23 protein-coding genes and 1 tRNA gene are annotated in these 20,526 nt (G+C 59.7%); 7 read left to right on the forward strand and 17 right to left on the reverse strand.

All coding sequences use genetic code 11. The features are described 5' to 3' along the window. Positions 1–75: 75 nt before the first annotated feature. Both IAE77_RS25595 and IAE77_RS25600 read right to left on the reverse strand, forming a co-directional pair. Positions 76–152, reverse strand: a tRNA-Asp gene (locus IAE77_RS25595). Positions 153–227: 75 nt separating this feature from the next. Beyond that, on the reverse strand, positions 228–1,157 hold the full coding sequence (locus tag IAE77_RS25600; protein WP_294232852.1) for a hypothetical protein: 930 nt from the start codon (positions 1,155–1,157) through the stop codon (positions 228–230). A gap of 150 nt (positions 1,158–1,307) precedes the next feature. Here IAE77_RS25600 and IAE77_RS25605 point away from each other — a divergent pair, with 150 nt between their 5' ends. From IAE77_RS25605 to rpmF, 5 genes are read left to right on the forward strand one after another with little or no spacing between them, the layout of a single operon-like run. Then, entirely contained in the window at positions 1,308–2,063 is a 756-nt protein-coding gene (locus tag IAE77_RS25605; RefSeq protein WP_294232855.1) for a pyridoxine 5'-phosphate synthase, read from the forward strand. A 5-nt stretch (positions 2,064–2,068) separates the two neighbouring features. After that, the gene (acpS, locus tag IAE77_RS25610) at positions 2,069–2,440 is read left to right on the forward strand and encodes a holo-ACP synthase (RefSeq protein WP_294232858.1); all 372 of its coding nucleotides are present in this window, start codon (positions 2,069–2,071) and stop codon (positions 2,438–2,440) included. 52 nt (positions 2,441–2,492) lie between these two features. After that, positions 2,493–2,972, forward strand: coding sequence for a pantetheine-phosphate adenylyltransferase (coaD, locus tag IAE77_RS25615; RefSeq protein WP_294232860.1), 480 nt, complete (start codon positions 2,493–2,495; stop codon positions 2,970–2,972). A gap of 9 nt (positions 2,973–2,981) precedes the next feature. Next, positions 2,982–3,461: a DUF177 domain-containing protein gene (locus tag IAE77_RS25620; RefSeq protein WP_294232863.1), complete on the forward strand. Its 480-nt coding sequence runs from the start codon at positions 2,982–2,984 to the stop codon at positions 3,459–3,461. 20 nt (positions 3,462–3,481) lie between these two features. After that, the gene (gene rpmF / locus IAE77_RS25625) at positions 3,482–3,670 is read left to right on the forward strand and encodes a 50S ribosomal protein L32 (protein WP_294232865.1); all 189 of its coding nucleotides are present in this window, start codon (positions 3,482–3,484) and stop codon (positions 3,668–3,670) included. Positions 3,671–3,821: 151 nt separating this feature from the next. Here rpmF and IAE77_RS25630 read toward each other — a convergent pair whose 3' ends face one another. Together IAE77_RS25630 and IAE77_RS25635 are read right to left on the reverse strand one after the other, a co-directional pair. After that, a complete protein-coding gene (locus IAE77_RS25630; protein WP_294232869.1) occupies positions 3,822–4,061 on the reverse strand; it encodes an acyl carrier protein in 240 nt (79 codons plus the stop codon). A gap of 94 nt (positions 4,062–4,155) precedes the next feature. After that, positions 4,156–4,866, reverse strand: coding sequence for a hypothetical protein (locus IAE77_RS25635; protein ID WP_294232872.1), 711 nt, complete (start codon positions 4,864–4,866; stop codon positions 4,156–4,158). Positions 4,867–5,053: 187 nt separating this feature from the next. Between IAE77_RS25635 and IAE77_RS25640 the strand changes: the two genes are divergently transcribed. Both IAE77_RS25640 and IAE77_RS25645 read left to right on the forward strand, forming a co-directional pair. After that, positions 5,054–5,752 carry a zinc metallopeptidase gene (locus tag IAE77_RS25640; RefSeq protein WP_294232874.1) on the forward strand — a complete coding sequence of 233 codons (699 nt, stop codon included), beginning with the start codon at positions 5,054–5,056 and terminating at the stop codon, positions 5,750–5,752. 42 nt (positions 5,753–5,794) lie between these two features. After that, positions 5,795–6,868 (forward strand): alpha/beta hydrolase, encoded by a 1,074-nt coding sequence (locus IAE77_RS25645; RefSeq protein WP_294232877.1) that lies wholly within the window; start codon positions 5,795–5,797, stop codon positions 6,866–6,868. Here the strand turns inward: IAE77_RS25645 and IAE77_RS25650 are convergent. The 13 genes from IAE77_RS25650 to IAE77_RS25710 form a co-directional block, all read right to left on the reverse strand. Then, positions 6,840–8,057, reverse strand: a complete 1,218-nt coding sequence (locus IAE77_RS25650; RefSeq protein ID WP_294232880.1) for a glycosyltransferase family 4 protein — start codon at positions 8,055–8,057, stop codon at positions 6,840–6,842. The genes IAE77_RS25645 and IAE77_RS25650 overlap by 29 nt on opposite strands. A 60-nt stretch (positions 8,058–8,117) precedes the next feature. Then, positions 8,118–8,975, reverse strand: coding sequence for a glycosyltransferase family 2 protein (locus IAE77_RS25655; protein ID WP_345781021.1), 858 nt, complete (start codon positions 8,973–8,975; stop codon positions 8,118–8,120). After that, positions 8,956–9,525, reverse strand: a complete 570-nt coding sequence (locus IAE77_RS25660; protein ID WP_294232886.1) for a putative colanic acid biosynthesis acetyltransferase — start codon at positions 9,523–9,525, stop codon at positions 8,956–8,958. The genes IAE77_RS25655 and IAE77_RS25660 overlap by 20 nt, the downstream gene beginning before the upstream one ends. A 6-nt stretch (positions 9,526–9,531) precedes the next feature. After that, complete coding sequence (locus IAE77_RS25665) at positions 9,532–10,773, reverse strand: glycosyltransferase (RefSeq protein WP_294232889.1); 1,242 nt, start codon at positions 10,771–10,773, stop codon at positions 9,532–9,534. Then, positions 10,770–11,948 (reverse strand): glycosyltransferase family 4 protein, encoded by a 1,179-nt coding sequence (locus tag IAE77_RS25670; protein WP_294232892.1) that lies wholly within the window; start codon positions 11,946–11,948, stop codon positions 10,770–10,772. Before IAE77_RS25670 ends, IAE77_RS25665 begins: the two co-directional genes overlap by 4 nt. Before the next feature lie 20 nt (positions 11,949–11,968). Next, entirely contained in the window at positions 11,969–13,306 is a 1,338-nt protein-coding gene (locus tag IAE77_RS25675) for a hypothetical protein (RefSeq protein WP_294232894.1), read from the reverse strand. 91 nt (positions 13,307–13,397) lie between these two features. Continuing rightward, positions 13,398–14,513: a glycosyltransferase family 4 protein gene (locus IAE77_RS25680; protein ID WP_294232897.1), complete on the reverse strand. Its 1,116-nt coding sequence runs from the start codon at positions 14,511–14,513 to the stop codon at positions 13,398–13,400. Between the two features lie 41 nt (positions 14,514–14,554). Next, on the reverse strand, positions 14,555–15,226 hold the full coding sequence (locus IAE77_RS25685; RefSeq protein ID WP_294232902.1) for a methyltransferase domain-containing protein: 672 nt from the start codon (positions 15,224–15,226) through the stop codon (positions 14,555–14,557). A gap of 29 nt (positions 15,227–15,255) precedes the next feature. Then, positions 15,256–15,909, reverse strand: coding sequence for a hypothetical protein (locus IAE77_RS25690; protein WP_294232905.1), 654 nt, complete (start codon positions 15,907–15,909; stop codon positions 15,256–15,258). 127 nt (positions 15,910–16,036) lie between these two features. Further along, complete coding sequence (locus IAE77_RS25695) at positions 16,037–17,272, reverse strand: acyltransferase (protein ID WP_294232908.1); 1,236 nt, start codon at positions 17,270–17,272, stop codon at positions 16,037–16,039. Positions 17,273–17,301: 29 nt separating this feature from the next. Then, positions 17,302–18,258: a glycosyltransferase family 2 protein gene (locus tag IAE77_RS25700; RefSeq protein WP_294232911.1), complete on the reverse strand. Its 957-nt coding sequence runs from the start codon at positions 18,256–18,258 to the stop codon at positions 17,302–17,304. An 82-nt stretch (positions 18,259–18,340) separates the two neighbouring features. Continuing rightward, positions 18,341–19,261, reverse strand: coding sequence for a glycosyltransferase family A protein (locus IAE77_RS25705; RefSeq protein WP_294232914.1), 921 nt, complete (start codon positions 19,259–19,261; stop codon positions 18,341–18,343). Next, positions 19,258–20,508, reverse strand: a complete 1,251-nt coding sequence (locus IAE77_RS25710; protein ID WP_294232917.1) for a glycosyltransferase family 4 protein — start codon at positions 20,506–20,508, stop codon at positions 19,258–19,260. Before IAE77_RS25710 ends, IAE77_RS25705 begins: the two co-directional genes overlap by 4 nt. Positions 20,509–20,526 lie beyond the last annotated feature (18 nt).

The following is a 20,526-nucleotide window of genomic DNA, read 5'->3' on the forward strand; positions in this document are numbered from 1 at the left end:
GCGACACGAACACCGTGTCAGCTCCGCTGAATGAAAAAGGCCGCTTCTTTGACAAAGCGGCCGATTTTTTCCCAGTGGCGGAGCGGACGGGGCTCGAACCCGCGACCTCCAACGTGACAGGCTGGCGTTCTAACCAACTGAACTACCGCTCCTTTGCCGTTTGGGGCCGCGATAGTAAACGCAGCCCCCTTTCTGGCAAACGGAAACTTCCATCTCGTGAAAATTCATCACGGCACCTCCTCGCCGGAACCGAGGAAGTACCAACCCATGACTTTGCCATCAAGGACGAGTGCCTGGGCCTCGACGGGCTGCGGGCCGAAGATCGTCTTTGCATTGAAGTTCAATTTCACCGCCCAGCCGTTTTTTCCCTGGATCGTGGCGGGTTGCGGCTCCTGCCAGCCGATGATGTTTTCCGGCGTGATCTCCGTGACCTGCCCACGCCTCATGCTGGCGATCAAAAGCGGATAACCGCCGTCCGAACCACGCACAGGTTTCCCGCTCGCATCGGCTTCGCTGCTGGAAGGGACAGCGCCGGCTCCTTGGGCTGCGGCCATCTGCCGTCTGGCAGCGGCTGCCTTCAATTCGGCGGCACGCAGCACCTTCCATTTCTCATACACGTCATTCAGGCGGGCCTTCAAATCAGTTCCATCGATCGGCACCTCCGCGCGTGCTGGCGAGGTCTTGGTGGGTGCGAGTGTCAGAAGGCCATTGCTGGCTGCCACGGCGAAAACTGTCGCCCCGGCGGCGATCTTGCTCGCACCGACGCTCATCTTGAACATGGCGTCTTGAAGGAGCTTCACTTCCCGCGGCTCCGAGAACGCGGACGCCGGAATCTTCAGCCAGTTGCCGGTCAGCGCCTCGATCGGCTCAAACAAAGGCTCGTTGGAAGCAGACGCGGGAGGTTTCGCGGCCTCGCTGGGCATGACGGGCTTGACTTCTTCGGTGACCACCGGTTTTGCGGCCTCAGGCACCGGCATTGGCACCGCATCTGGTTCCACTGGCACAGGGTCCACCACCGTGGTGGCGGCCACCGTTTTGGGTTGTTTCGGTGGATTGAGGCTCTTGAAGACGATCTTTGTCCCAGGAGGTGCCACGAAGTAGTCGTAGCCAAGAAAAACGCCGCCGATGATGAGGATGGTGTAGAAGAGGGATTTCATGATGTTGAGGGTTTGAACGCCACCGAAGAAGGAGAGCGTGTGATTACTTCAGATTCTTGGGATGATGGTTACACTTTTCTGTCAAGATTACGCAAAAAAGCCGGGGGAACGCCGGCTTGCGGGACCGGTCGGCTCTGCTACATACCGCGCATGCCCCAGCCCCACCTGCTTCTCGGCGTCAACATCGACCACGTCGTCACTCTGCGTCAGGCGCGTTACCGTGCCATGCTGGAGTCGCCGAACGCCGAACCTTCCGTGCTCCAGGCGGCGCTGGAGGCCGAGGCGGCGGGCGCCCACTCCATCACGGTTCATCTGCGGGCGGACCGTCGCCACATCCAGGACGCGGACGTCCGCCTGCTGCGCCAGAGCATCAGCACTAAGCTGAACCTCGAAATGGGGAACACGCGTGAGATTCTCGACATCGCCCTGGCGGTGCGTCCTGATTTTGTGTGCATGGTGCCGGAGAATCGCGAGGAGGTCACCACGGAAGGCGGGCTTGATGTCGCCGGACAGCGAGACAGCCTGAGAGCCACGGTGAAGGCGCTCAGCGACAACGGCACGCGTGTGAGCATGTTCATCGACCCCGATCTCGACCAGGTGCGTGCCAGCGCTGAAATCGGCGCGGCGATGATCGAACTGCACACCGGGACCTTCGCCAACCACAGCGGAGCGGAGCGTGAAGCCGAGGTGAGGCGCCTTTGCGCGGCGGCGGAGCTGGGCCATGCGCTGGGCCTGCAAATCAATGCCGGCCACGGTCTCACCACCCGGAATCTGCCCGACCTGTGGGCGGTGCCGCATCTCGCGGAGCTGAACATCGGCCACCACATCGTTTCTCGTGCGGTTTTCATCGGACTGCGGGCCGCCGTGAGGGAAATGCTCACAGTCATGGCCACTTATCGCGATTGAAGCGGATGAATCCCACCGGTATCGGCATTGATCTGGTCGAAGTGTCCCGCATCCGCGAGATGCTGGAGAAACATGGGCGGCGCTTCACCGAACGCACCTTCACACCGGACGAAATCGCCTATTGCAGCGCCTGCGCCGATCCCGCCATGCATTACGCCGCCCGTTTTGCCGCCAAAGAAGCCGTGGCAAAGGCCCTCGGCACCGGTCTCTGGGCGGAAGGAGTGATCTGGACCGACATCGAAGTCGTTCGCGATCCGAACGGCCGCCCATCGATCCGTCTGCATGGCGCGGCCAGGCAACATGCCGGGAGCGGCACCTGCCTGGTGAGCCTCACGCACACGCGCGAGCTGGCCATGGCGCAAGTCATCCTGGCCTGAGCTTTCGCTTTCCACGCGGAAACGCCGCCGTTAGAATCCGCGTCTCACCACCATGCGACGTGCGATTTATCCCGGCAGCTTCGATCCCATCACCAACGGTCATCTTGATGTCCTGCAACGTGCAGCGGGCATTTTCGACCGCCTGATCATCGCCGTGGCACGTGACAACGCGAAACAGAGCCTTTTCAGCGTCGATGAACGCGTGGAACTGATCCGTTGCGCCACGGCGGAGATCAGCGGCATCGAGGTCGTCCCCTTCGAGGGTCTGCTGGTGAATTTTGCGAGACAGAACCAGGCCTGCGCCCTCGTGCGCGGCCTGCGGGCCGTGTCGGACTTCGAATTCGAGTTCCAGCTCGCCCTGATGAATCGTAAACTTGAACCGAACCTCGAGACTTTGTTTCTCATGCCCCGGGAAGAATACACCTACATCAGCAGCCGGCTTGTGAAGGAAATCTGCCGCCTCGGAGGCCATGTCGAACAGTTCGTGCCGCCCAATGTCGCCACAGCGCTGCGCAACAAGCTCCAATCCTGACTCACCGCCATGCACCGCCCTTTCCAAATCGATCTGCGATCCCTGCCCGATGACGGCAGGGACATTTCCGGCCAGGAACCGCCCTCGTTCTTCGCCCTGGACCCGAAAGACAGCATCCAGCCTGTCTCGCCGCTCAAGTACGACCTGCACCTCGAACGGGATGGCGGGGATCTGCTGGTGACGGGCAGCCTGGAGGCTGTGTTCAGCCTCGAATGCGGCCGCTGCCTGGAACGCTACGAGCACCGGGTGGCATTGAAGCATTACTCCGCCGAGGTGGAGATTACGAAGGACCCCACGATCAACTTGACGGATACCATCCGGGAAGATACTCTCGTGGCCCTTCCGAGCTACCCACGCTGCGAGGACGGCAATGTCCGCCCCCGTCAGTGTCCCGCCGAAGGCAGGTTTGAAAACGAGCTGGAGACAGCCGCTGAAGAACCTCAAAGCGCGGGCCCGGGTGTGTGGGAGGCATTGAACAAACTGAACTAGACCCCCATCCCCGACATCTCATGGCCAATCCCAAGCGCAGACAATCCAAGAGCCGCCAACGCATGCGCCAGGGCGCAAACCGCTGGAAGGCACCCACCCTCAAGAGCTGCCCTGAGTGCGGCACCACCGTTCCGGGCCACGTCGCCTGCCCATCCTGCGGCTACTACCGTGGTCGCCAGGTGATCAGCAAGGTCGCTGGCGAAGACTGATCCCCTCAGGTCTCCTGATCCTTTCCACCCCGCCCGGTCTCACGATCGGGCGGGGTTTTTCTTTTGGTGCTGAAAATCGTGCGGCCACCAAACACAAAAAGCCAGGTGGCGGAACCACCTGGCCTTTCAAAAGGGTGTTGAAGCGTGGAAATTACTCCGCGTTTTCTTCGACATAGCGGACGACGTCGCCCACGGACTGAAGCTTTTCGGCTTCCTCATCCGGAACGTCGATGCCGAACTCTTCCTCGAAGGCCATCACCAGCTCGACGGTGTCGAGGGAGTCGGCGCCGAGGTCTTCGATGAACTTGGCTTCAGGAGTGACCTGCTCGGGGTTCACGCCAAGCTGTTCAACGATGATGTCTCTGACTTTGTCTGTGATGTTTTCTGCCATAGAAGGGGGGTAGGTGAGTGGGGCGGAGCTTTAGCGGCTCGGTTTGGTTTGGCAAGGGGAAAATCCGGCCTTTTTCGAGCGATGCAAAACGTCGCTATTTCACCTCTGTGGCGGGGGCGTCCACAGCCGGCCCCGATGCGCTGACTTTCTCGATCAACTCACCGCTGAACCGGCTCAAAAGCCGCTCCAGAATCTTGTCTGCACCGGCGAATTTCAGATCGTCGATGACCGCCCGTCCCGCCTTGGCGTTCACGCCCCGATGCCAGGCGTAGGCGAGCCCCTTGTGCTCCCACTTCCGCTTGTCCACCCGGAACACATCCGCGTAAGCGATCTTCACGCCTTCCGGCGTCACCCAGTGATCAGCCTCGCCCCGCAGCACCTTGCTGCGATTCAGGAGAATGATGACACCGACCACGAACGCGCCAGCAGTGCAGCCGTAGCCAAACCAGAACTGCTCGGCGATCTCACGTTCACTGTAGAGCTTCGGATCCTCCTCCCAGCCATTCTGCGCCGCGTAGCTCACCCAGCGGGGAGGCTCTCCATCGATGCCCGTCGGCAGGCCCCTGGCCTTCTGCTCCGCGATCCACTGCTCCAGCCGCCCTTCCTTCTTCGCCACGTCAAATGAGGGTAGAAACTCGGAGGTGAACCACTCCTTCTTTTTGGCGATCTCGACCGTGGCCGGATAGCCCCGGAAGCCATCGTAGAGAAACACCAGCCCGAAGACGAGCAGCAGCCCCGCCAGCATGCCCATCCGCCGGAAATACCAGGATGTGACCCGGCAGACGATGGGAGTCGTCGGATGCATGGCGGGGGATACGGCTCCGGAAGGGCCTTGGGCTGAAGTTTCCATTGTGGGGCGACTCAATCGCAGACAGCGCCAGACGCAACACAGGTTTTTGTGTGACAAACCCGGCGGACATTTGCAACACCTCCACGCTTCCCAACGCGGGGTTGTTGCGTATGAGAAAACAAACCCAAAACACCTCCCTCCCATGATTGTCTTCGATCCTGTCTATCTCCTCATCTGCATCGGCACCACTTTGCTGGCGCTCTGGGCCTCCTGGCGGGTCAAACATGCCTACCAGCAGTATTCCCAGGTCCCCGCGAGCTCCGGCCTCTCAGGTGCCGACATCGCCCGTCGCATCCTTGATCTCAACGGCATCCGCGATGTCGTCGTCGAGCCCACCCAGGGCCTCTTGAGCGATCATTACGACCCATCGAACAAGCGGCTCGTACTCTGCGAGGAGAACTTCTACGGCACAAATGTCGCCGCGCTCGGTGTGGCCGCACACGAGGCCGGACACGCCATCCAGCATCAGCAGCTCTACGCGCCGCTGCAATGGCGCATGGCCGCCGTGGGCATCACCACGATCGCGGGGAACATCATTCCTTTCGTCGGCATGGGTCTGTTCTACTTTGCGCCGAAGATCGCCATTCCCATCCTGGCTCTCTGCTTCGGTGTGGTCATGGTCTTCCAGCTCATCACCCTGCCCGTCGAATTCGACGCCACCGCCCGCGCGAAACGCATCCTCGCCCACACCGGTGCCGTGGCCCCCGGCGCTGAAACCGCCGCCATGAGCAAGGTGCTCGACGCCGCCGCCCTCACTTACGTGGCGGCGTTCATCAGCGCCCTCGGCACCTTCCTCTACTATGTCATGCACATGCTCGGCGGTCAGCGCGACAACGAGTGACAGGCGCGGACAAATGACTCCGGCAAGCGGCGTATGAACCCCATGCGCCGCTTTCTTTTTGCCCTTGCAGTTCCTTGCTCGCTCCTTGCCGCTGACATTCCGCCGCTCCGCGGGCTCAGCCGCACCAACCTGCTCGAATACAAGGCAGCCGACGGCACCAAGAAGAACGCCACCACCACCGCCGAATGGGAGAACCGGCGGAAGGACGCCCTGGCAGCCTTTCAGCAGGTCGCCGGTCCCCTGCCCGGTCCGGAAATGCGCTCAGCGCTCGATCCGCAAGTGATCGAGGAGACCGACTGCGGCAGCTACGTCCGCCGCCTCATTCATTACACGTCGCAACCGGGCGGCAAGGTGCCGGCCTACCTGTGCGTGCCTAAAACAGCCCTCACAGGAACCAAAACACCCGCCGTGCTTTGTCTGCATCCGACGGAAAACAAAATCGGCCACAAGGTCGTCGTCGGCCTCGGCGGCAAACCGCACCGCCAATATGCCTCAGAACTCGCAGAACGCGGATTCGTCACCCTGGCGCCCAGTTATCCGCTGCTGGCGGACTATCAGCCGGATCTCAACGCCTTGAAGATGCCCAGCGGGACCATGAAGGCCATCTGGGACAACATCCGAGGCCTCGACTACCTCGACTCTCTGCCCTTCGTGGATGCGACCCGCGGTTTCGGCGTCATCGGTCACTCGCTCGGCGGCCACAACTCGATCTACACCGCTGTATTCGATGACCGCATCAAGGTCATTGTCTCCAGTTGCGGCTTCGATTCCTTCCTCGACTACAAAGGCGGCGACATCCGCGGCTGGAATCAGGAGCGCTACATGTCGAAGATGGGCGGCTACATCGGCAGACCGCAGGACGTGCCCTTCGACTTCTATGAGCTCATCGCCTGCCTCGCCCCACGCCATGTTTATGTGAACGCACCGCTGCGGGACTCGAACTTCCAGTGGCAGAGCGTGGACCGCATCGCGGACGCAGCTCTGCCATTGTTCAGGCTCCACCAGGCCGGGTCACACCTCCAGATCGCCCACCCCGACTCCGACCACGACTTTCCAGACGCCGAGCGCCACGCCAGTTACGAGCTCATCAGCCGCGTTTTGCGGCCTGCTCGATGACGTCCGCCAGCCTCGGACACAACACTGACTGGGAAAACTCGGCCGCCAGCGCCTTGGAGGACTCACTCAATGGGCGGGGACCGAGGACCATCGCATCGTGAATCTGCGTCGCGATGCCCGCAGCATCGCCATTCCGCGCAAACCGGGCCTGCGCGGGGTCATTCAGCCGCTGCACCAGATCCCCGCCATGACTCGCCCCCGGGCCGATGAACAGGAATGGAATCCCCAGCGTGAGGATGTTGTAAATCTTGCACGGGTGCACGATGCCCACGAACGGATCACCCATCACGACAAGGTGCAGGTCCGCCGCGGACAGCGAGCCTGAGAGCTTCTCCATCGGCTGATACGGCAGACAGGTGATGTTTGGCAGCGTCCTTTCGCGTGCATAGGCCTGAACCTTCTGAAACTCGCTGCCTCCCCCCACAAACAGGAAATGAATCCGGTCATCCGTCCGCAGATCGTCCGCAGCCGCCAGCACCGCATCGAGCGGATGGCAGGGACTGTGATTCCCTGAGTACATCACCACGAATTTGCCCGTGAGCCCGTGTTCGGCCCGAAACGCCTCTCGAGCGGCCGCATCATACTTGATCGCATGATCGTGCGACCAGGGAGCATCCGTGTGGATCACCTCCTCCCGCACTCCTTTGGCTTTCAAGCGGTTCGCCATGAAGCGGTCCAGCGCGATGATGCGCGACGCACGTTGGAAGCTCCAGTTTTGAATCCACGTCATGATGCGCACAAACCAACTGTCCGCCTTGAACCAGCCTGCCGCGACCGCCTCATCGGGATTCAGGTCCATCACCCATGGCACCACCGCCCCGCCTTTCACCTTCGCCACCACCGTGCCCAAGGTGGAAATGAGCGGCGGCGAGGTCAGGCACACCGTCACATCATGCCGTGGCAGAAAGAACAGAATGCGCTTCGCATTCCCCCAGAAAGTCGCGAAATCGACCAGTCGGCGCCATTTCGACTTTTTGCCAAGTCCGGGAGTCCAGATGCGCCGGATGTCGATCCCCTGCCACTTCTCACGCGTGGGATAGCGGATCTCCGGATTGTCATACCCTCGTGAGGAAGCCACGACGGTGACTTGATGCCCCCGTTTCACCAATTCGTGCGCCAGATCCGTCAAATGCTGCGCCGTGGCGACATGATCCGGGTGGAAGCATTGATTCAGGAGGAGGATCTTCACTGCTGATAACTTGAAAATGGCTGGCAGCTGCGACGCGGCACGTGCGTCAGTGGCCAGGCGCTAGTTCCCGCCCTTCCTTGCTTCAAGGATCTTCAGACGCACCTCGTGGAAGTATCTCTTCTTCAATCCAGCAAGCCTGAAACCCGCAATCCCATCGCGTATTCCTTGTTTCAACACAAGAATGGCAAACCAATAAAACGCGGCAAACCACCATCGGTGGAGATTTCCATACTTGAAGCGCTGCCGCTCATTCAATGCAGCCCAAGCTTCGCGCGGGGCGGTCTGGAGCCACAAAAATCGTTGGGCTTCCCAGGTGGAGTACTCGTTGTGACGCGCCAGGTAGCTTTTGAGGCCGCGAAAATCATGGTGTTCGAGCGGCGTCTTCAGATCCCCCACCGTTCCCTTCAAGACCGGATGCTCATGCACCTCCATGTCCAGCGTGGTCCAGGACACCTCTGGGAACTTCTCGTACTCGCCAGCGCCGATTCGGAAGAGTGACAATTTGCGAAAAACATCCCCATGGCGCAGTTGAGCGCCCATGAACCAGTTGATGAATGACACATGGAATCCCACATGCGGGGTCGAGGGCAGAACCTGCCTCAATTCTTCGACGAAAGCACCATTCATCCGCTCATCGGCATCGAGAAACAAAACCCACGGATGATCAAACGCATGATTGCGGAGCATCCAGTTCCGCTTCTTCGGGAACTGTCCGTTCCACTGAAACTGAACAACTTTCGCGCCTGCGCCATGGGCGATGGCGACGGTCTGATCTTCGCTGCCAGAATCCACCACCACCACGTCGTCGAAATCTCCCAGCAATGGCAGGCACGCGGCGAGATTGACCTCCTCATTCTTGACCGGAATGCACACCGACACTGGAAGACCTGACGTGGCCTTATTCATGGGTTTTGACATCCGGGCTCATCGTCCTGGGTTTGATTGGCCTCGCAGGATTCCCAGCCACGACGGTCCATTCAGGAACATTCTTCACCACCACAGACCGTGCGCCAACGACTGCACCCTCGCACACCGTGACATCTGGCCCCACGTAAGCATCGGCACAGATCCAGGTGGAGTCTTGGATCACCACTGGCGGCTTCAGCAAAGGCATCGAGGGGTCCGTGTAGTCATGCGTTCCAGCGCAAACATGCACGCGCTGGGAGATCGTTGCCCGTTCACCGATCGTGACACACCCCAGGTTGTAAATCAGCGCCCACTCGCCAATCGCAGACCAGTCGCCGATCTGCAGGTTCCACGGGCAGTAGATCATGGCTGAGGGGTAAATGTGGACTTCCTGCCCGACCGTCGCTCCAAACAGGCGCAGCCACCAGCGGCGGAAGGCAAAGCAAGGCCGTGGACTCAGCCGGAAAACCCACGCTCCCGCGATCCAGAGCACCCGCCGCAAAAGCTCCGCCTTGCTGTACTTCACAGCGGCTCGGTTCTGGTCGATGCGAGGGGCGGACATAAAAGATCAGGCGGTTGCGTCCTCAAGCGTGAACACAGAATCCGGGCGCGGCCCCTTGCGCACAAGCCAGAAGTTTACCTCGCGCATACGACGAGCCACCTGATCCCAGGCGAAACGCGTCTCAGCAAGGCGACGGCCGCTTGCACCCATCTCCTGGCGGGCCGAGGCTGACAGGGCCGACAGGGATCTCAGCCCCTCCGCCACCGAAGGAACGCTGGATTCGATCCGGATCGCCGCTCCCGCAGAAAAGCCTTCGGGGAGATTGCACATCGGCGTCATGACCACGGGTTTTGCGTGAGACCACGCCTCCAGCACCACCATCGGGAGTCCTTCGCTGAAGGAAGGCAGCACAAAAGCGTCACATTGCTGGTAGAGCCGGTTCTTCGCCGCCTCGAAACACGGCCCAGCGAACACCACGGACGGCAGCGCATCCAGACAGTTCTGCTCCAGTGCCTCCATCGTGTCTGGATGCTCCCTTGCATCCTTCCAATCGAGTCTGGACGCGATGGCCAAACTCTTGAGTTCATCCTCATGCCCGCCCTGGTCCCAGCCAGCGATCACCAGCGTCCAGTCGGACAGACATCCGTTCTGTCTCAACTGACCAAAGGCACGGACGAGCAAATCGATGCCCTTCTTGGGATGAAGCCGGCCGAGATAGAGCAGCAGTTTACGCTCCGAACCGCGTGAAACTGCCGTCGGTCCCGGTAGCACAGGCAGGTTCACGCCATTCGGAATCACGCAAACGGGATTCCGCAGCCCAAGCGCCCGGATGGACTCCAGTTCCGGCTGACACAGGGCGCGAATGCACGCCGCCTGCTTAAGATTGCGTCGTTCATAGAGCAGCATGGCCAGACGTTTTCTCCACCGGGAGTTTTTCAGAGCCCAGGCATCCAGCATGCCGTGTGGGTGGATGATCACCGGCCTTCGCGTCTTCCGCTGCCAGTTCATGCTCACCAGAGAGGTGTAGGTCCAAAGGCCGTGGCTGTGCAGGATGTCCGCCGAATAGTCTTCCAGCGCACGATCCAAAGTCGGTGCATAGGCAAACTTTCGCGGCCCTTTCGCCTTGGCCAGATAGAGTTCAAATTCAGCCCACTGTTTTTGATCTTCAGACGAGTAGGCGTCTGCCACTGAAAAAATGCACAGTTCATCGCCTTGACGCTGCATCGCGGACATCAAGCCCTGCAAGCTTCCAGCCAATCCACCGGCATTACGCGAGATGGTATCGATCACACAGGCTATGCGCTTCATGAGCGTGCGAGGAAGGCCAGCAGCATGGCATCCAGCCATGACGTCGGTTTGAATGTACCCGAGCTGGCAAGTCTGGCGGCTTGCGAAAGCCCCTCGCCGAAACGCTCAGGGCCCCAGTTGGCGATTATCTGCCCGCTTGCTTGTCCCATGCCCGCCCGCTGCTCCTCGGGCAGGCGGGTCACGCGTTCCATGACCGATCGGATGGCATTCACATTGAAAGGATCAAAAACAAACCCGTTGAGTTCAGGCCTCACCAGATCTGGAGCGCACCCGCAGCGGTCAGAAACCAGCACAGGCAGGCTGCTGGCCATCGCCTCGTTCACCACCAGCCCCCACTGCTCCGTCGTGCTGGCATGGATGAAGGCCGAAGCTCGGGCGTAATAGCCGGGCAGTTCGTCGTACTGCTTGAACCCGGGCATCGTCACCACCTCAGCCAATTGAAGCTCTTTCACCGAGGCCTCAATGTCCGGCCGAAGCTCCCCGTCACCGAGGAGCACTAGACTCCAAGGCTCCAGGCCCAGACGGAGCACGGAATGCCGATAGTCTGCAAATCCTTGCAGCAGACGAAACAGGTTCTTCTTCTCGATGAACCGTGCGCTGGCCAGGAAGTGACGAGGCTGCGGCCGCTCCGTTTGCGTTTCCCGAAGGACCGCCACACGCTTGCGGAAGAACTCGTTGTCGATCGCATCGTAGCCGAGGAAAACCCGGCTCCGTGGCATGCCCAAGGCTTCCAGGTAGTCTGCATGCAGGCTGCCACCAGCCAGCGCCGTCGAGAACATTCCCCCCAGGCGACGTTTGACCCACTCCTTCCACGCTTGGCGCCTCTCATCGTGTCTGGAGCTCTCTGTCATCAGCACGGCAGGAATCCGCCGCCCCAGGCACCACCGCAGAGCCCGCAGCGCCCAGGGACTGCTCCAGCCTGGAATGGCCACCGCATCCGGTGCGAAGTCACCGAGCACCGACGCCAGTTTCGCGTCCAGGACACCCGGCGTTTCACGGTCGCCAGCATCCAGGGTCGTGAGCGGGACATCTCCGCGCTTCCCCACCTCCCATGCATAGTCCCGACTGCGACCCCGGATTTCGATGCCGAGCACATCAGCGTGCTTGGCCACCCCACGCAGCCGCGCCAAGTGGTAAGGACCAAAATGGTCAAACAACACCGCCAGTTTCATCATACCTTTTCAAGCGACCGCTGCTACCTCCGCAGGCCGCGCCCTCTGAACTGGACCGGTCTCCTGCCCTGAGCGGAGCCGCGCACCTGCCCTCGTAGTAGCAGATCACGCTCAGGAATTTTGGCGTAAACATAGCACCCCCCCAGGAAGATCATTTGATAGACCATGCCAGGCAGGAAATCGACTGTTTGATGTGTGATCGTCCGCATGGCGGAACTGCAGACCATGATGTAAAACACCTGCAGGAAGACTGCGTCGTGGGAAAGCGTCGAAGTCCAGATGGATTTGAAGAACATTCCCAAGACGGCAAAAAACAAGCAGCCAAACCAGCCAAACTGCTCATAAGAGTCTCCCATTCCGGTATTGGTGGATCCCGCTGAAATCTCGTAATTGTTTACCAACTCTGTGATATAGAGATGGCGTGATGATGTCTTTCCGATCATCAGAGCATCCTTGACGTCACGTCCCACAATTTGCGCTGGCACAAACCGGAACACGAGCTGATTCCAATAAGCAGCCCCCCAGCCGAACGTGTCCCGGATTCGCGTCGAATTGATCAACGCGGCTGCGTTTCGTAGTTCGAGGACCGATTCCTGGGTGAAGAAGTCAACAAAGTTGTCTATGGGGCGGATTTTTGTCACCATATCCATTCTTCCTTGTCCCACTAAGCCCCGATAAGTGCCCGTGGCCGGGATGGCAATCATGGCGAAAAACAGTGCTCCGAAGATAACAATCCGGCTGGGAACCTTTCTATTTTTGTAGAAGGAACTCAGCACCAGTGACAGCGCAAAGGTCACGGCCACCTCCCGCCGTCCGCCGAATACAATAGCAGAGATTGGCACATAAGCCCCCAGCAGCACCGCCGCCAGGCGGCCTTTCGTGAACTTCTCCCGCAGCAGGCGGACGCAAATGGCAAATCCGGGAAGAGTAAGACTGCCAAAAAACATGTAGATGGTCAGCGCTCCTGTTAGTCCCCCTCGCTCAGCGATTTGAATCTCCGCCTTTGGCATCAGTATGGTGGACACCACGCCGACAACAATCAGACCGACGCCCATTGTGAGAAGCCTTGATGGGTCAACTGGCCGGGAGAACAACTTGTCGGTGGACTCCGACGGACGGAGCGAATAGCCGAACACAGCTGCGGCGAGGCAGAGGATGCACATGAGAAGGACGTCCTGCACATCGTCGGAGCCCACACCTCCTGGGAAATTGGCCAGCGAGTATGCCTGTGGCAATACGAAGACGGCGTACACAGCCGCCATGAAATAGGGATATTCAAAGATGCGCTGGGGCTTGGCCGCCACCTGGGCCAGCAGGCAGGCCACAAACGCAAATAAGACGAAAAGGAAAAAAGGAATCATGACTTGTTTTCAGCGCCTCTTAGAACAACACCATCCTGGGCAATGAACCGCACCGGAGAGCACGTTTACACCCACAGCAACACCTCGCTTGCTAAACCGACCGGAGGGCGGGAAACGGTGCGTCGTGGCACGCCTGGAACATGGCCATGTACTCGGCACGGAGCACACCCCAGCTAAACCGGGAGCGGATGGATTCCCGGCGCCTGACCCGCATGCCGTCGGAAGCAGCCTCCGGATCCCCAAGCGCCTGCGTCAACACCGCAGCCAGATTGCCCGGTGCCGAAAGATCTGCAAGCAGGCCCACATCTCCCAGGACGTATTCGATGACGGGGTGCCTGTGGCCAACGGTCGGAAGTCCGCGCATCAGTGCCTCCAAGTAAACACGGCCAAATCCTTCCGCCAGAGAGCCTAGGACAAAGATGTCCGCCGCTTGGTAGTAGCCCGCCACCTCTTCATATTTGACCGACCGTGCCGAAAAATTCTCCGCGCCCAACAGGCGGTTTCCGAGCTCGATGACTTCCCGGCTGTCCTCGTCGATGGCACCGAGCAACTGCAGAAAGGGACGGGGACCACTCATTTTTGCGACCTCCTCGATTACATAGTCCATGCGTTTATGCCGTCTGGCGATCCAGCCGACGCTGAGCACGACAGGCCGGTTCTGCGGCAGGCCCAACGTAGCGCGCCGTCCTCGTTTCGCAGGCTCGTCGGTCATCGGTGGCTCGGACGGAACTTGAATGCCATAGGGCACCAAAAAGTGCTTCTCCGCAGGCTCGCCTGCGGCGAGAGCCTCCTCGAGATAAAGAGGGGCCACCTGGTGGACAAAGTCGTAACGGTCAAAGGGCGGATGACATGGCCCGCCATTGGAGAACAAAAGTTTGAACGGCACACCGATCCATTTGCGGAAACGATACAGCAGGAAGCCTAGATTCGCGTCGCTGTAAAAAACCACATGCGGCCGGAATTTCCGAATCCAGCGCACGACACCGGGGAAGCTGCTCCACTGCTCCACGACATAAGAGGATCGCGAGACAGCCTTCCCAATGACCGACGCTAGCGATGAGGTCTTGGCAAAACAGGCCACCACCTTCTCATCATGCGTCTCCTGACCGCCTCCCTTCAGAAGAAGCATATCCATCTCCGGCACCTGCTTCAACCCGTCAAACGCCTCGCGGAAAAAGGATTCGATCCCCCGCTGAGTTATGCCCACGCTGCTGCATGAAAACAGCACTCGCAACTTGTTGCCACCGGTCATCGTGCAGACTTTCTATACACACAGGTGTTGCTGGAAAACCAGGACGAAACCTGAGCGCTTTGGAAGGCGGTGCGCAGGGCCTGCGTCGTCGGCTCATCAAGTTCGAAGCCGGCCCGCCCGAACTTCTCCACCCAGTAGGAAACCGGCTGCTCATTGATGTGGCCAATGCCGCCCTGTCCGGGCTGGGCCGCCGCAAAAACCACCACCGGGCCGAGGGCGCAGGCAAACCTCACGAAATGGTCCGCCAGCGCCGCCGGCACATGCTCGGCAACCTCAAATGAATACACCAAGTCCGCTTTCTCCGAGATCTGGGCCTCCACCGGCAGTGCGACATCGAAAGGCCGGCAATCCACGCCCTGCTGCCGCGCCAGCGCCACACCATGAGGGGAATGCTCCAGCCCAATGGCCTTCACACCGGCACGATTGAACTCCGCTGCAAAGGCTCCTCCGCCGCATCCGACATCAATGACCGATGAAAATCCCGGGATCACTTGACGGACAACCTTTACCACCGCAGGGGCGTTTTCGAGCGCAAGGCGGTGAAACAGTTCTAGAATGACCGCGTTGTAGGTCCATGACTCGATGCCCAGAACCTCACCCAGGCGCGAGAGCTTGAACCCCAGGCCGTTTCTAACGTACTGTTTCCACGTATGATCTTTAGGCTTCATGTTGCAAAAAATGGCTCGCGTTCAGTTCATCATGATCCGGCCGCATCGCTTTGAAGCGGTTCCATCCAGAACCACGCCATCCGGACGGGACGCCACTCGCTGACAGACCAGTCCAGATACCGGCCCGGCAGAAGAGAGGTGCCCAACGAGCGCCACGGAAAGTCCGCACGGGCACGCGGTTCCTGCCAGATGTGGGTGATGTGATGCGTCCCGCCAAATCGCTCGCTCAAAACCTCGGTGATCTGCGGAATGATGAAGTCGTGCAACTCCACCAAGATCGGCACTCGCTTGAGTGCCGGAACGGCGACCGGATCGAGCAGCTTCTCCTCATATCCCTCGACATCACAGACGACCACAGCATCCGTTTCATCCCCCAACGTGGCGGCGAGATCCGCCGCCTCGCATTTGCCCCGGATGTCAACCCGTTCGGACACTCCGTTAAGCGCGGCCATGTCGTGCAGGGCCTGCCTGCCCACAGCTTCCATCTCAAAGGCGACGACCCGCGTCTGCGGCAGGCGGCAGGCCAGCCCGACCGCGTAATATCCCTCCCCCGCCCCCAGGTCCACCACTAACCGGGGAGCCCGGGCTATCAAAGCTTCCACCTGAGTGACAAGCTCCCGCTCATAGATGCCCAGCAGCTTGGGAATGTAGGCGCTGCCCTGGGAGACTTTCACATAGCGCATTCCTTCGAAGGGCCCCTGCCTGACCTCTCCACGGCAGTTTTTACGCGTCAAATGATTCAGGTAACCTATCGGGCGAAACCGTTCAGGAACAATCTTGCGGACAAGCCGGGAGGTGAAATGGCTTAGATTAACCAACATAGCGGAATCTTTTCTTCATCTGGTTAAACGGGGCCTCGATCCATCTCCAGGACAAAAACGCGGCGGCTGTTGAACAAAGAAACACGACCACAAAAAAAGCGTGCAGACCCCAGCCCGACAAATAAGGGATGTTCAAAATACGAAAGCCCAGCGCCACAAATGACATGCAAAAGGCGTGATAGAGGTAGAAACCATAGGAGACCTTGCCCAACTGTCTGAGCGGACGCCAGCACATCAAAGCCTTGAACCAGCTCTCGTCTTTTGAAATGCATATCATCACGAGCAAGACCAAAAAGGGCGTCTCAATCGTACCCAGCGTGAGCGATGCAACCAAAGACTGACCCGTTGCCTCTCTGTTCAAGAAAGGAATCGTCAAGTACTGGCCGTCTTCCACCCATCGTCCCTGCAGCCCAGCAATCAACAACAGTCCGCACATAATCAAGATCATCCGCATGGTCCATCTCGAAGGCAGCCGGAAGGCTTCCGGCTGCCACCGGTAAAGCGCCATCAGCGCACCCGCCCCCAAACAGTCGACCGAGGCCCAGAACGGTTTGCGGATCCACAGCTCATTCAGACCCATGCAGGAGGCAAGCCCCCTCCAAAGCGGGGCCAAAGCGATGACCTGCAGCAGGGCGGGCAGCAGCCAGCGCCGCGGCAGGCACAAGATCACAAACGGCCAAATCAGATAAAACTGCTCCTCCACCGCCAAGGTCCACAGGTGCCCGTAATATGTGTCTTGGGTGTTGTGTAGCGCCATGTGGAAGTTGGTAAGGTAGCCAAGCCGCCAAAGGTGATGGCCCTGGAGTCCATTCACCCAGGGGGACAGAGCGATCATTACCGCTAGGGTGAGATAATAGATGGGGAAAATCCGGATTGCCCTGCGCAAGTAGAAGACCCCAAGAACCCTGCGGAATGATCCTCCCTCCACCGCTTCAGGCCGGTTGTTGAGCAATACCCGGGTGATCAGAAACCCGCTCAAAACGAAAAAAAGCTCCACGCCCAAGTGGGCCGGACGCAACCAGACCACCGGGTCCCAGTTTTGATACACATGCTCAAAAAGCACAGCCAGCACGGCGGTTCCGCGCAGTCCGTCAAGCGCCGGCCAGTGCTCTGCCTTGGATTCGTCAACTGCGTGCGCCATGGTTTGTCCACGGCCTTGTTCATCTGCAGCTCTCTTCGCCCACGCCATGGTACAAAGACGCGGGCCTGGATTGCAGTCATTCATGCGGCAGTGCACCGAGTCCGCAGCATGTGTCAAAGCCGAAGCTCCGCTTCAAGCCGTTGAACGATTTCCGCAGGGATCTGCTGCGGACTGGTGCCGTTGTTGAATGCAGGACGTCGGGCATCCAGCAGAGGCAGGAGGAAGGCGTGTGTGAGCCGCTGCGCCGCCCTGGTGAGGGGCCCGCGCAGATGATTAAGCTGCCGCACATGGGGCAAATCGGTGCCGGGCATCCAGACTTCCAACTCAGGCAGGTCATCCGGGGTGATGAACTTGCGCCATTCCGCCTCCGCCCAGTGGTGGAGTTCGGGGCGGCTCCAGTTGCTGCGGTTTTCCTTGTCGGCCATCATCACGGCCCGCAGCCGGCACCGGCGTTCCAACTGAGCAGGATCACGGTGGGGATAGTGCCTGATGGGAAGGCGTTCGCGGGCCACATAGCCCGCATTGAATGGAAAGGAGACTGTCGCGGGCCACTGCATGGTGCTGCGGTAGCGGCAGAGACGCGGTTCTGCGTAAACGCTCACGGTGTAGTGCCGCCTCCGGTCCTCAATCGGCCTTGCCCGGTCGCGCAATGACTCCTGGCCCTCCTCCCATCCTTTGACCTCAGACTGTAGCAGCCTGAAGTCGAAATATTGGTGGTATGCGATGGTCTCGTGGGCGCTCATCCGCGTTTTGATGAACTCTGGCGGAGGCACATGATGAAACTCGTCAGCGTCCATGCGCAGAAACCAGTCCCCGTCCCGCATGCGTGAACGCGCCAGGTGGAACATCCCCCCCCGCAGCCGCGTCTCGGAGAAGTACACAGGCTCCTTGCGCAGCGGCACCACCCGCTTGTCCCGGGCGGCGGCCTGCTGCACAATGTCCCACGTGTCATCGACGCTACCTGTGTCGAAGACATAGATGGCATCCGCCCAAGTGAGCGCATGCTGGAGGTTCTGGCCAATGATGTCAGCCTCGTCACGAACGGGCAGCAGACAATGAAATGCGGGCATAAACAAATTTCATGACTTTACGGATGTCCTGGAAACTTCCGACTCTGAACGCTGGAGAACTCTGCGCCCACCCAGGTGTTCGTCAGCTTTTGTGGCCTTCGCGCTCCCTGCCCAGCGGCAGGTCCTTCGCATGAAACACCGGGCGACGGGACAGTTTCATCCAGGCCCAATAGTCACTCCACCTCACCGTGTTGCGATGGTTCCAACATCTGCTGATTCCCCCTAGCGCGGCCAGCCACCACACAGGCTCACGAATAATGAAACTCCATCCTTCAGAACATGAATAGCAAAACTGGCGGCCGATTCGATAGAATGAAACCATTGGCAGCCAGGGCCAGGGACAGCGCATCCACACACTCCATAGCTCGTTGCGGGCATTTTGGTGATGCCGCCTCACCGCCTGTCTTTGCACTGGACTCAGCCGGTGACGGATGATCAAGGTAGGTTCAAACCAGACCGCCGCTCCGGCAGCGTAACATTGGAGGGAATAGTCAGGCTCCTCATACATATGCACAAAATGGTGAGGGAACCCTGGCTGCTCCAGGTAGAATGAGCGGTTCATCACCGCGGCACAGTTAGGATATGCAGGAACGTAATGTCCCGGCGACTCCGGCGTCTTGCTGGATGAAGCATAGAGCCCGCCTTCACGCTGTTCGGGAAACGTGATGACGACCGCCTCCGGATGGGCCGCGATGACCGAGCCGACCTGGCTGAAAAAGTTCTCCACGAGGGGATAGCTGTCGTCATCCAAAGAAAGGATCCAGTCCCCTGCCGCCATACGGACCATACGGTCGCGTGAAGCGACAGACCCCATCCCAGCATCGTTTACCAGGAGCAGGACATGGGGAAATTCATGCTGCAGCATGGCAACCGTCCCGTCGGTGCAACCGTCCGCACATACGATCACTTCTACCGGAGGGGGACTAAGCGTGGCGACGCGCGTCAAGGTGCTCCGCAGGTCGTCACACCGGTTTCGCGTGGTGATCATGATGGAGAACGTCATGATCTCATGTTTTGCAACGCTGCCACCAGCCTTGTCCCATACTGTTCCCAGGTGAACTCTCGTGCGCGACGTCTTGCCGCCTGTCCCAATTGGTCCCGCAATGTCCTGTCCTCAACAAGCTGCTCGATGGCATCGGCGAGCGCAACGGGATCGCGTTCAGGAATGATTCGCCCTTCCACCCCATCCCGGGCCACAGATCCGGCCGCTTTGGTAACGACCAATGGAACTCCTGAGGCGAGAGCCTCGTAAGTCACTTCAGCTGAGCCTTCAGCCAGCGAGGGCAATACAAACACATCGGCCATTTGAAACTCATCGCGGATGCGGTCGCGCGGCACCCGTCCAAGAAAACTGAGATGCGCGCAGGCTGGCTGCCGCAGCACTTCGGTGGAGACGTTCCCAGCCACGCGAAACTCGTAGCGCCTTCCACGCTTGGCCAGTTCTTCGGCCGCCATTGCGAGATAGTGAATGCCCTTGCGAAGGTCAGCTGTTCCGACGAAAAGTATGCGTCCCGGGCATGGCCGGGGTTCCAGTTCGAGCCACGAAGCATTCATCCCGTACGGAACCACAACCGTGGCAGATGCAGCAACCCCCCAGCGCTCCACCAGATCAGCCGCCACCGCTTCCGAGGGGCACAAATAGTAGTCGCAGTCCCCTACGGGAGCCCCCTCCCAGCCTGCCGCCCTAGTCACGCCGTCCCAGTCTGGCGCCACGCGTTCCCATTCGGGGAACCGCTGCCGTTCTTCTTCCTGCAAGCGCTGGGAACTCATCAGGATATAAATCTCTGAAACAACCTTGATGCCACGTGCCCGCGCCGCACGCATGAGAGGGGTAAACTCCCCAAGCATTCCATAGAGGTGCGTGGCCCGCCCAAAACCTCTGCCTGCGGCGGCTTTGGAAAGCTCGGTAAAAAGCCTCAGCTTGAGCCGGAATCGTTGCGTTGGATCACGCAGTGCACCGAGGCTGCGTATGGCCCAGTCGATATTGGGCCAGGCAAAGGTCACCGTGTGCTCCACCAGCGCTGCAGGCACCCTGCGGTTGGCCAGTCCCCGCAACTTGCCGCCCATTCCACCCGCAAACCGTGCCAGCCTGACCAGCCATTTTCCCCAGCCTACATTGCCACAGACATCGGTGTAAAAACGCTCCAACATACCAGCTTGCTCAAGAATCAAAGGCACCGCATAGCTCCGTCGCGCACCGGTCTGAGCGACCACGAAACGAGGAACATTCACAGGCTCAGTGGCACTCATGGCAATGACCAAAAAGAC

This window comes from Prosthecobacter sp. (genome assembly GCF_014879935.1).
Taxonomy (GTDB): domain Bacteria; phylum Verrucomicrobiota; class Verrucomicrobiia; order Verrucomicrobiales; family Verrucomicrobiaceae; genus Prosthecobacter.

Bases quoted from the DNA above. Each gene is read 5' to 3' on its own strand.
- IAE77_RS25700 (WP_294232911.1), bottom strand. From the start codon at position 18,258: ATGCCCGCATTTCATTGTCTGCTGCCCGTTCGTGACGAGGCTGACATC.
- IAE77_RS25665 (WP_294232889.1), bottom strand. From the start codon at position 10,773: ATGAAGCGCATAGCCTGTGTGATCGATACCATCTCGCGTAATGCCGGT.
- IAE77_RS25675 (WP_294232894.1), bottom strand. From the start codon at position 13,306: ATGATTCCTTTTTTCCTTTTCGTCTTATTTGCGTTTGTGGCCTGCCTG.
- IAE77_RS25635 (WP_294232872.1), bottom strand. From the start codon at position 4,866: ATGCATCCGACGACTCCCATCGTCTGCCGGGTCACATCCTGGTATTTC.
- IAE77_RS25660 (WP_294232886.1), bottom strand. From the start codon at position 9,525: ATGTCCGCCCCTCGCATCGACCAGAACCGAGCCGCTGTGAAGTACAGC.
- coaD (WP_294232860.1), top strand. From the start codon at position 2,493: ATGCGACGTGCGATTTATCCCGGCAGCTTCGATCCCATCACCAACGGT.
- acpS (WP_294232858.1), top strand. From the start codon at position 2,069: ATGAATCCCACCGGTATCGGCATTGATCTGGTCGAAGTGTCCCGCATC.
- IAE77_RS25690 (WP_294232905.1), bottom strand. From the start codon at position 15,909: ATGCGCTATGTGAAAGTCTCCCAGGGCAGCGCCTACATTCCCAAGCTG.
- IAE77_RS25685 (WP_294232902.1), bottom strand. From the start codon at position 15,226: ATGAAGCCTAAAGATCATACGTGGAAACAGTACGTTAGAAACGGCCTG.
- rpmF (WP_294232865.1), top strand. From the start codon at position 3,482: ATGGCCAATCCCAAGCGCAGACAATCCAAGAGCCGCCAACGCATGCGC.
- IAE77_RS25655 (WP_345781021.1), bottom strand. From the start codon at position 8,975: ATGTCAAAACCCATGAATAAGGCCACGTCAGGTCTTCCAGTGTCGGTG.
- IAE77_RS25620 (WP_294232863.1), top strand. From the start codon at position 2,982: ATGCACCGCCCTTTCCAAATCGATCTGCGATCCCTGCCCGATGACGGC.
- IAE77_RS25600 (WP_294232852.1), bottom strand. From the start codon at position 1,157: ATGAAATCCCTCTTCTACACCATCCTCATCATCGGCGGCGTTTTTCTT.
- IAE77_RS25605 (WP_294232855.1), top strand. From the start codon at position 1,308: ATGCCCCAGCCCCACCTGCTTCTCGGCGTCAACATCGACCACGTCGTC.
- IAE77_RS25695 (WP_294232908.1), bottom strand. From the start codon at position 17,272: ATGAATGACTGCAATCCAGGCCCGCGTCTTTGTACCATGGCGTGGGCG.
- IAE77_RS25645 (WP_294232877.1), top strand. From the start codon at position 5,795: ATGCGCCGCTTTCTTTTTGCCCTTGCAGTTCCTTGCTCGCTCCTTGCC.
- IAE77_RS25670 (WP_294232892.1), bottom strand. From the start codon at position 11,948: ATGATGAAACTGGCGGTGTTGTTTGACCATTTTGGTCCTTACCACTTG.
- IAE77_RS25630 (WP_294232869.1), bottom strand. From the start codon at position 4,061: ATGGCAGAAAACATCACAGACAAAGTCAGAGACATCATCGTTGAACAG.
- IAE77_RS25705 (WP_294232914.1), bottom strand. From the start codon at position 19,261: ATGACGTTCTCCATCATGATCACCACGCGAAACCGGTGTGACGACCTG.
- IAE77_RS25710 (WP_294232917.1), bottom strand. From the start codon at position 20,508: ATGAGTGCCACTGAGCCTGTGAATGTTCCTCGTTTCGTGGTCGCTCAG.
- IAE77_RS25640 (WP_294232874.1), top strand. From the start codon at position 5,054: ATGATTGTCTTCGATCCTGTCTATCTCCTCATCTGCATCGGCACCACT.